This window comes from Salinigranum halophilum (assembly GCF_007004735.1).
GTDB lineage: Archaea > Halobacteriota > Halobacteria > Halobacteriales > Haloferacaceae > Salinigranum > Salinigranum halophilum.
On the sequence record NZ_ML660182.1, the window covers coordinates 851,846 to 860,121 of the forward strand.

The 8,276-nt window shown below is 66.5% G+C and carries 11 protein-coding genes; 6 read left to right on the top strand and 5 right to left on the bottom strand.

From position 1 onward, the window contains the following. The first annotated feature begins 146 nt into the window (after positions 1-146). On the top strand, positions 147-506 hold the full coding sequence (locus E6N53_RS04410) for a DUF555 domain-containing protein (protein ID WP_136589216.1): 360 nt from the start codon (positions 147-149) through the stop codon (positions 504-506). A gap of 43 nt (positions 507-549) precedes the next feature. Continuing rightward, the gene (locus E6N53_RS04415; protein WP_136589217.1) at positions 550-1,092 is read left to right on the top strand and encodes a CBS domain-containing protein; all 543 of its coding nucleotides are present in this window, start codon (positions 550-552) and stop codon (positions 1,090-1,092) included. Positions 1,093-1,095: 3 nt separating this feature from the next. Here the strand turns inward: E6N53_RS04415 and E6N53_RS04420 are convergent, their stop codons facing one another. Together E6N53_RS04420 and purM are read right to left on the bottom strand one after the other, a co-directional pair. Next, positions 1,096-2,406 carry a cytochrome P450 gene (locus E6N53_RS04420; RefSeq protein WP_142857181.1) on the bottom strand — a complete coding sequence of 437 codons (1,311 nt, stop codon included), beginning with the start codon at positions 2,404-2,406 and terminating at the stop codon, positions 1,096-1,098. A 62-nt stretch (positions 2,407-2,468) separates the two neighbouring features. Next, entirely contained in the window at positions 2,469-3,506 is a 1,038-nt protein-coding gene (purM, locus tag E6N53_RS04425) for a phosphoribosylformylglycinamidine cyclo-ligase (RefSeq protein WP_142857183.1), read from the bottom strand. Between the two features lie 248 nt (positions 3,507-3,754). Here purM and E6N53_RS04430 point away from each other — a divergent pair, with 248 nt between their 5' ends. After that, the gene (locus E6N53_RS04430; protein ID WP_142857185.1) at positions 3,755-3,997 is read left to right on the top strand and encodes a DUF8028 family protein; all 243 of its coding nucleotides are present in this window, start codon (positions 3,755-3,757) and stop codon (positions 3,995-3,997) included. 124 nt (positions 3,998-4,121) lie between these two features. On the opposite strand, the gene cdd is transcribed toward E6N53_RS04430, so the two are convergent. Next, complete coding sequence (gene cdd / locus E6N53_RS04435; RefSeq protein ID WP_142857187.1) at positions 4,122-4,565, bottom strand: cytidine deaminase; 444 nt, start codon at positions 4,563-4,565, stop codon at positions 4,122-4,124. A 103-nt stretch (positions 4,566-4,668) separates the two neighbouring features. Here cdd and E6N53_RS04440 point away from each other — a divergent pair, with 103 nt between their 5' ends. Together E6N53_RS04440 and E6N53_RS04445 are read left to right on the top strand one after the other, a co-directional pair. Continuing rightward, a complete protein-coding gene (locus E6N53_RS04440) occupies positions 4,669-4,953 on the top strand; it encodes a DUF7520 family protein (protein ID WP_201741067.1) in 285 nt (94 codons plus the stop codon). 50 nt (positions 4,954-5,003) lie between these two features. After that, the gene (locus tag E6N53_RS04445; protein ID WP_136589222.1) at positions 5,004-5,219 is read left to right on the top strand and encodes a DUF8142 family protein; all 216 of its coding nucleotides are present in this window, start codon (positions 5,004-5,006) and stop codon (positions 5,217-5,219) included. A gap of 2 nt (positions 5,220-5,221) precedes the next feature. On the opposite strand, the gene E6N53_RS04450 is transcribed toward E6N53_RS04445, so the two are convergent. Next, positions 5,222-5,803 (bottom strand): GNAT family N-acetyltransferase, encoded by a 582-nt coding sequence (locus E6N53_RS04450; protein ID WP_142857189.1) that lies wholly within the window; start codon positions 5,801-5,803, stop codon positions 5,222-5,224. A gap of 56 nt (positions 5,804-5,859) precedes the next feature. Further along, positions 5,860-7,260, bottom strand: coding sequence for a short-chain fatty acid transporter (locus tag E6N53_RS04455; RefSeq protein ID WP_142857192.1), 1,401 nt, complete (start codon positions 7,258-7,260; stop codon positions 5,860-5,862). A 90-nt stretch (positions 7,261-7,350) separates the two neighbouring features. Between E6N53_RS04455 and E6N53_RS04460 the strand changes: the two genes are divergently transcribed. After that, positions 7,351-8,276: AMP-binding protein (locus E6N53_RS04460; protein WP_142857195.1), on the top strand; the 926-nt coding region annotated here is incomplete at its 3' end.

An 8,276-nucleotide genomic window follows, 5' to 3' on the forward strand; every position in this document is an offset into this window, starting at 1 on the left:
CCGATAAGTTATGGGCGTAATCGACAGGACGTGCGCTTCTCTCACGCCCACAGTAGCACGGCAGACAACGACAGTCACGACAGAGAGCCACACTCACGCGGCGGTCGAACCGCAAGAGACGAAAGCCCGAGCCTCGATGGAGTGGTATGAGCAACTATCTCGTCGCTCTCGAGGCTGCGTGGCTCGTGCGCGACGTCGACGACGTCGACGACGCCATCGGCGTCGCCGTCAGCGAGGCCGGCAAGCGATTGAACGAGAAGAACAAAGAGTTCGTCGACGTGAACATCGGCCTCACCGGCTGTCCGTTCTGCGGTGAAGGGTTCGACTCGGCCTTCATCGCTGCGAACACCGCGCTGGTCGGGCTGGACCTCGAAATCGAAGTGTTCAACGCCGACAGTGAACAGCACGCCGCGCGCATCGCCAAGAGCGAGGTCGGTGGCGCCCTCCGTGACGTCCCCCTCTCGGTCATCGACATCGTCGAGACCGCAGAGGACGCCGACGAGTAAGGTCCCACAACCTTTTAGTCATTACCTCTGGTTATACGTCGGTATGGAGCTCCCGACCCCGCAGGAACTGAAAGACCGCCGGGAGTCGCTCGAACTGACCCAGAGCGCGCTGGCGGAGATGGCCGACGTCTCCCAGCCGCTCATCGCCCGCATCGAGGGCGACGACGTCGACCCGCGACTCTCGACGCTGCGCCGAATCGTCAACGCGCTCAACGAGGCGGAGGGCGAGGTCGTGCGCGCGGCCGACGTCATGAACGAGAGCGTCGTCTCGGTCTCGCCGGACGACTCGGTGCGCGAGGCGCGCGACCGGATGCTCGCGGAGGGGTTCTCACAGCTCCCGGTCATCCTCGACGGCCGCCCGCGTGGGTTCATCTCCAACAGCGACATCAGACACGTCCACGAGGACAACGTCACCGACCTCCCCGTGGCCGAGGTGATGCGCGAGTCGTTCACGACGGTCGAACCCGACGCGACGCTCGAGGAGGTCGACAGCTACCTCGACCGCCACGACGCCGTCCTCGTCATGCAGGACGGAACGACGGTAGGCATCATCACCGACGCCGACATCGCCGCGCAGATGCCCTGACGGTTACGCTCTGGCTCGAATCCGCACCGGAACCGGTCCTGCCGGCTGGGTCGTCATCTCGGGGGCGAGTGCCACCTCGCCCTCACCGGCGTACGCCAGACGGTACTCTTGGGCGATACGTGCGACCGCGAGCGTCGCTTCCACCAGTGCGAACTGTCTCCCGATACAGCGCCGCGGCCCGGCACCGAACGGCAGGTAGGCGAACCGCGGTTGCTCCCCGTCCGTCCAGCGGTCGGGACGGAACGCGAGGGGGTCGTCGTAGAACCGCTCGCTCCGGTGAATCTGGAAGGCCGAGACGTGGACCTCGGCCCCGGCCGGCAGCCGGTAGTCGCCGACATCGACCGACTGCGTCGTTCGTCGTGGGATGGTGTGGACCGGCGGATAGAGCCGCATCGCCTCGCGAACGACGCGCCCGGTGAGCACGAGGTCGTCCAGGTGGGCCGCCCGGGGACGCCCGTCGCCGACGACCGCGTCGACCTCGTCGCGAACGCGTGCCGCCACCGCGGGATGCCGGGCGAGGAGATACCACGCGTACGTGAGCGTCAGCGCCGTCGTCTCGTGCCCCGCGAACACCATCGTCACGAGCTGGTCTTCGATCTCCTCGCCGCCGGTCGGATAGTCCTCCCCGTCGCTCGCCGTCGTGAGCAGTGACAGCAGGTCCCCGCCTGGTTCGTCCGCCACGCGCTCGCGCCAGAGTCGGCGGACCTCCTCGCGGAGCGTCTCTCGTGCTCGCTCGAACCGCCGTCGACTCGGCGTCGGGACCCACTCCGGGAGTGCCCACGAGGTTGGTACGAACCGGGCGTTGAGTCCGCCAGCGGCCGCCCGCAGTCGAGCGTCGTCGCCCGCCAGGGAGAGCTCGCGACCGAACAGGGTGGCGAAGAGGACCTCCAGCGTGAGTGCCTTCATCTCGTCGCGGAGTGAGCGCCTCTCACCCGGTTCCCATCGCGAGACGCGGCGCTCGATCTGGTCGACCATCGTGTCGGCGTAGCCGGTTACGGCCTCCCGGTAGAACAGCGGTTGGAGGAACTCACGCTGTCGCGTCCACGCCTCGCCCTCGACGGCGAGGAGCCCCTGGCCGAACGCCTCGGTGAAGTCGTCGGTCTTCTCGAACGAGTCGCGGTCGTCGACGAGTACGCGCTCGACGTGGTCTGGGTGAGCGAGCACGTAGGGGCCGTCGGTCCCGAGCACGTCGAGGTCGACGACGTCGCCGTACCTGTCGACTGCGCGGCTCGCGAACCCGAACGGGTCGCGGGCGAACGCGACCGTGTTGCCGAGCACCGGGAAGCCCGTCGGCGACGGCGGCGAGTCGGTCATGTTCGACGCACCCGCGTCGACCCTAAAGAACGGTCCGATGTCCGCGGGGGACGGTCCAGCTCTCAGAGCGTCAGCCCGCGGACGGAGACGCACGAGTCGCCGTCGCCCGTTTCGACGTGGCCGATGACCCGTCCGTCGGTTTCGGCGGCCAGTTCCTCGGCCGCTTCCGGGGGAAGCGTACAGACGAACCCGGTACCCATGTTGAACGTCCGGTGCATCTCCTCGTCGCTCACGTCGCCTTCCTCCTGGACGAACGTGAAGACCGAGTGAGCGTCGAAGGGGTCGTCGACGACGTAGTGGTACTCGCCCATCCGGGTCACGTTCGTCCAGCCACCGCCGGTGACGTGTGCGGCAGCGTGGACGCCGTGGTCCCGCATCGGGTCGAGCAGGTGGGTGTAGATTCGCGTCGGTTCGAGGAGCGCCTCGCCCACGCTCTCGTAGTCGGGTTCGTCGTCGGGCGTCTCCAGGGGGTAGGGGTCGGTGTACTCGTGGCGACGGGTCGCCGCCGTCCGCGCCAGCGTGAGCCCGTTCGAGTGGATGCCCGACGAGCGGAAGCCGACGATTGCGTCGCCCGGCTGTGCCTCCCCGTCGAACAGCGCGTCCTTCGCCGCGAGGCCCGCGCAGGTCCCCGCGAGGTCGAGCCCCTTCACCACCTCGGGCATCACCGCCGTCTCGCCGCCGACGAGCGCGATGTCGGCCTCCTCGGCCCCGGCGCTGAGTCCCTCACCGACCTGCGCCGAGAACGTCTCGTTCGGCTCGTCCACGGCGAGGTAGTCGACGAAGGCGACCGGACGGACCCCCGCGGCGACCATGTCGTTGACGTTCATCGCGATGCAGTCGATACCCACCGTCGAGTAGTCGCCGAGCGCCTCCGCGACGAGGAGCTTCGTTCCCACGCCGTCGGTCGCGAGCGCGAGGTAGCGGTCGCCGATGTCGAGCAGGCCGGCGTAGTCGCCCGCGCCGGTGTCGCCCGCGGCGGCGACGAGCGCGGCCGTCGCCGCCTCGCTCGCCTCGATATCGACGCCGCTGTCGGCGTACGTCAGTCCCTCGTCGTCCTCGTCCGCGCCACCGTCCGTCCGCAGCGTGGAGCCGTTAGTCATGTCCGAACGCACCCGCGGGGCGGGCAAGAAGGCCTCGGTTACGTCTCCGTCCGAAGACGCGCAGACAGCGACGCCGAGACAGCCTCATAAACCCCGATAAACGGTCTCGGGCGTGGAGAAACAGTCGTGAAACGTTTCAGTGGGCCGATGAACCGTCTCGCCGACGGCTGAACGGTCCGGAACTCGAGTGAAATCGAGCCAACGCTCTCCTCGTTATATCGTGGTCTCCGTCGTAGGGAGAAGTGGCCATGTCCGGTGCCCACTCTCAGTCCCCACGGTTCGCCACGCTCACGACGAGCACGCTCGCCCGACTCCCCGTGCTCGCCTCGAAGACGGTGCGAGCGCTCGCCTTCTGGCTCGCCGTCGTCTTCCCGGTCGCGTATCTCCCGCTCCTCTCCGGCGGCGTCGGGCCCGGCGAACTCCTCCCGTTCATCGCGGTCCTCGCGGGCAACGTCCTCGCGTTGACCGTCGGACACGACTACGCCCGCTGACGTCGGCCCTCGGCCCTCCACCGCATCCTCACCTCGTCGGCTTTCCGTCTGTCACTTCTGCTCCGGCCACTCCCGGCGCTCCGGTTCGACTTCGGTCCGCATTCGGTTCGACTTCGGTTGGACGTCAGTCGGCGTCGTCCCGCGTCGTCCGTTCCGCCGCATCGAGCGTGTCGAGCGAGATGGTGTTCGGGAGGAGCTCGCCGAGGGTGTACGCCGTCCGCTCGTCGCCCTCGTCACAGACGACGACCAGGTCGTCGTCGCAGAACTCCGCGAGCGTCTGCCGGCACATGCCACAGGGGGTGACGCCGTCGCGAACGCCGGAGGAGACGGCGATGCGCTCGAAGTCGTCGTGCCCGTTCTTGACCGCCTCCGCGATGGCGACCTCCTCCGCGTGGAGGCTGTTCGAGTAGTTGGCGTTCTCGATGTTACAGCCGGTGTAGACCGTCCCGTCGCCGGTGAGCAGCGCTGCGCCCACGCGGTACTCCGAGTACGGGACGTACGCGTCGGCGAGCACCTCGCGGGCGGCGTCGACGAGGTCGGCGTCGGTCGGCGGCGTCGTATCCGTCATACGCGGGGCTTCGACGCTGCCGGTCAAATATCTCGGGGTCTCTCGGGGACGCCCGGCGGTCGAGGAAGAAAGGGTCTATACCGTCGCTTCCCAACCTCTATCCGTGACTCCTGTGGCAGACGACAGTACCGACGGTCGTCGCATCTTCCTCGTCATCGTCGTAGCGGTGGTGCTTCTCGCCGGCGGCATCGGCTTCTTCGTCGGGGCGAACGGGGCGAGCGTCGCACCGACGATTACGGTGTTCGGTGGGTTCGACATCCCGACCACGCCGGCGACGATGACCCTCTACGGGATGGTGCTCGCGCTCGTCTCGCTCGGCGTGCTGCTCGGCCTCGTCACGCTCGCCTCGCGGTTCGACGACGTCGGCGACACCGACCGGCCGGACTGATCGAGCGGTCGGAGCGGACTGCTTTTGTCGGTTCGCTCCCGAGTACGGGTATGTCCACCACGCTCGTCGAAGAGACGGGGAAGAACCGCAAGCGCGCCGCCCTGGCCGTGTTACCGTTCCTCGGTATCGGGCTCGCGGACGTGGTCCTCCTGTTGTTCTGGGGAATCGAGCCGCTGTGGGGGCTCGCTATCCTGCCGCCGATCCTCTTCTGTTCGGTGCTGGCGTGGATCGTCTTCAGTACGGACTTCCTCGAAGACCGAACCTGAGTTCAGCGTCCGGTGTCGTACTTGTAGGTCGCGCTCTCAGGGTCGATACCGAAGTCTTCAGGTGCTTCTTCGGGCGTGCTCTCGTCGTCGACCGAGACGGCCATCTTGAACGCCTCGCGGAGGCGCTCCGGCATCTCGAACTGTTCGAGCGAGAGCCGCATCGGGACGATGTCGCCGGTCATCGTCTCGCGTTTCGCCGCCAGCCGAGTGCGCATGGGTGCGGGTAGCTCCCCGGTCGGGACCGGCTCGAAGCCGAACTGGGCGAGGTACGTCGGTTCGAGCGCGAACGAGTAGACCACGTCGAACCCGGCGTCACCGGACTTCTCGACGAGTCGCTCGATGACGTGCGCGCCGACACCCTGACCGCGCCACGCGTCGAGGACACCGATGCCGGTGAGCTCGCAGTAGTCGCCCTCGTCTGTCTTGTGAACGCGGAGCCGGCCGAACCCCGCCTTCTCGTTCGTCTCCTCGTCGAGCGCGACGACGTAGTCGCGAGACCGGAACGCCGCGTCGTCCAGGCCCATCGCCTCGATGTGGTCGAGCAACCAGACCTCCTCTCTGTTTTTGGCATCCCGGACGTACATGCCAAGGAGTTAACGACGGCGTCGTAAAAGGGTTTACCGCCGGTGGAAGGCGTGTCTCAGTACGGGATGACCGTCAGCGCCACCGCGAGGAACGGAATCAGCAGGATGAGCATCGTCACGGCGTAGCCGAACATCTCGCGGGCGCGGATGCCCGTGATGCCGAGGAGGGGAAGCGCCCAGAACGGCTGGAACAGGTTCGTGTGGGCGTCGCCGACGGCGTAGGCGATGGTCGCCTGTCCGGCGGGGACGCCGAGTTCGTTCGCGGCCGCGAGGATGGTCGTGCCGATGACCGTCCACTCGCCGCCGCCGGAGGGGACGAAGATGTTGACGACACCGGCGGTGACCCACGCGACGACTGGGAACGTCGCCGGCGTCGACAGCGAGACCAGCGCTTCGGCGAACGTCTCAGACAGGCCCGAGGCGTTCATCATCCCGATGATACCCGCATAGAAGGGGAACTGCAGGATGATGCCGCTCGTCGCCGGAATCGCGTCGGAGAACGCCTCCTGATACGCCGCCGGACGCGTGAACAGCGCAAGGCCGAGGAAGACGAAGAGGAAGTTGACGACGTTGAGGTTGAGCGCCCCGAGGCCCTGCTGGGCGAACGTCCAGACCGAGAGCGCGACGCCGGTCAGAGCGATGACGCCGCCGACGATCCGGCTGTTGTCGATGCGGTCACCGACCGTCTCCGCGTCCGGTTCGCCGCTATCGACGCCACCGTCGGCGCTCGCCGAACTCAGCTGGCTCTGCGGGACGTACTCGGTGATGGCGTCGGACTGCTCGGACGGGGGCGCGAGCAGGTACAACACGACCGACGCGTAGACGATACTGCTGACGACGAGCGCCAGCGTGTACGGGTGGAAGATCGTCTGGGAGGTGGAGATGAGGCCCTCGACGATTCCTTGCTCGATGAAGACGTTCCCCGGCGTGTTCATCAACAGCGGTGCAGAGGCAGCCAGCCCCCAGTGCCACGTCAGACCCATGCCCATGTAGCCGGCGACACACAGGAGTGGGTAGTGGACCGAGAGGCCGCGTTCTTTGGCCTGCCGACCCATCTCCCGGGCCATCACCGCGCCGACGATGAGGCCGAGCCCCCAGTGGACCCACGCGACGACCATCGAGATGGCGCCGACGAGGACGACCGCCTGCTTGCCGTCGTTCGGGAGGCCGGTGAGCCACGCGATGAACCCCTGGACCCACGGGTGATACGCTAGCGCGTACCCGGTCACGAGGATGAGCACCATCTGCATCGCGAACGTCAACAGCACCCAGAAGCCGTCCTGCCAGTACTGTGCCATCGCGACCGGCGAGGCTCCCTCCACGACGACACCGGCGACGAACACGACGTACGTCAGGATGATCGCGAAGAGGAACGGGCTCGGCATCCACTGCTCGACGCCGTCGGCGATACGACTCCCGAACCGCTGTATTACCGTTTCACTCGTGCCTGTCGACATTGCGCTTCGGCGGTCACAAATATCTCTTAAAATAGTGTTGGTTTGGATTCCTCCCGAAAGATTAGGTTGGTTCGTAGACCAGCGTCCGCTATGCAGACAGCACCCGACCCGGACCAGATCGTCCACGAACCGAGCGCGGAGTTCGTCGACTCCACCAACGTCTCCGAGTTCATGCGCGAGTATGGAATCGCCGACTACGACGAACTCATCGAACGCACGACCACCAATCTCGAAGGCGTCGACGACTCCGGCGTCGAGTGGTTCTGGGACACCCTCCCCGACTACCTCGACATCGACTTCTACACCGAGTACGACCAAGTCCGCGACGACTCCGACGGCCCGCAGTTCTCCGAGTGGTACCCTGGTGGCGAACTCAACCTCGCACACAACGTCGTCGACCGCCACGCCGAATCCGACGCCGAGAAGAGAAACACCGTCGCCTGCATCTGGGAGGGTGAACCCGGCGACGTCAGAGAGATAACCTACCACGAACTCGCCCGCCAGTCCAACAAGGTCGCCAACTATCTCGAATCAGTCGGCATCGACACCGGCGACACCGTCGGCCTCTACATGCCGATGGTCCCCGAGGTCATCTCCATCCTCTACGGCTGTTTCAAAGTCGGTGCCATCGCCGTCCCCATCTTCTCTGGCTTCGGCGTCGACGCCACGGCGACGAGAATCGAGGATTCGGAGTGTTCGGTCCTCTTTACGGGAGATGGCTTCTACCGCCGCGGTAAGCCCCTCACCCTCAAAGAGAGTGCGGACGACGCCATCGACCAGGCCGGCCACGTCGAACACACGGTCGTCTACGACCGCCTCGGCGACGACGTCGATATCCCCTGGCAAGAGCGCGACGAGTGGTTCGCCGACGCCGTCGAGACGCAAGACGACGCGTACGACACCAAATCGCTCCCCTCGAATCAGGAGTCGATGCTGCTGTACTCGTCGGGCACCACGGGCAAGCCCAAGGGAATCGTCCACACCCACGCGGGCGTGCAGATGCAGTGCGCCAAAGA

What these genes read in the sequence shown, in the direction of transcription:
- E6N53_RS04410 (WP_136589216.1), top strand. Translation starts at nt 147, where the DNA reads ATGAGCAACTATCTCGTCGCTCTCGAGGCTGCGTGGCTCGTGCGCGAC.
- E6N53_RS04415 (WP_136589217.1), top strand. Translation starts at nt 550, where the DNA reads ATGGAGCTCCCGACCCCGCAGGAACTGAAAGACCGCCGGGAGTCGCTC.
- E6N53_RS04420 (WP_142857181.1), bottom strand. Translation starts at nt 2,406, where the DNA reads ATGACCGACTCGCCGCCGTCGCCGACGGGCTTCCCGGTGCTCGGCAAC.
- purM (WP_142857183.1), bottom strand. Translation starts at nt 3,506, where the DNA reads ATGACTAACGGCTCCACGCTGCGGACGGACGGTGGCGCGGACGAGGAC.
- E6N53_RS04430 (WP_142857185.1), top strand. Translation starts at nt 3,755, where the DNA reads ATGTCCGGTGCCCACTCTCAGTCCCCACGGTTCGCCACGCTCACGACG.
- cdd (WP_142857187.1), bottom strand. Translation starts at nt 4,565, where the DNA reads ATGACGGATACGACGCCGCCGACCGACGCCGACCTCGTCGACGCCGCC.
- E6N53_RS04445 (WP_136589222.1), top strand. Translation starts at nt 5,004, where the DNA reads ATGTCCACCACGCTCGTCGAAGAGACGGGGAAGAACCGCAAGCGCGCC.
- E6N53_RS04450 (WP_142857189.1), bottom strand. Translation starts at nt 5,803, where the DNA reads ATGTACGTCCGGGATGCCAAAAACAGAGAGGAGGTCTGGTTGCTCGAC.
- E6N53_RS04455 (WP_142857192.1), bottom strand. Translation starts at nt 7,260, where the DNA reads ATGTCGACAGGCACGAGTGAAACGGTAATACAGCGGTTCGGGAGTCGT.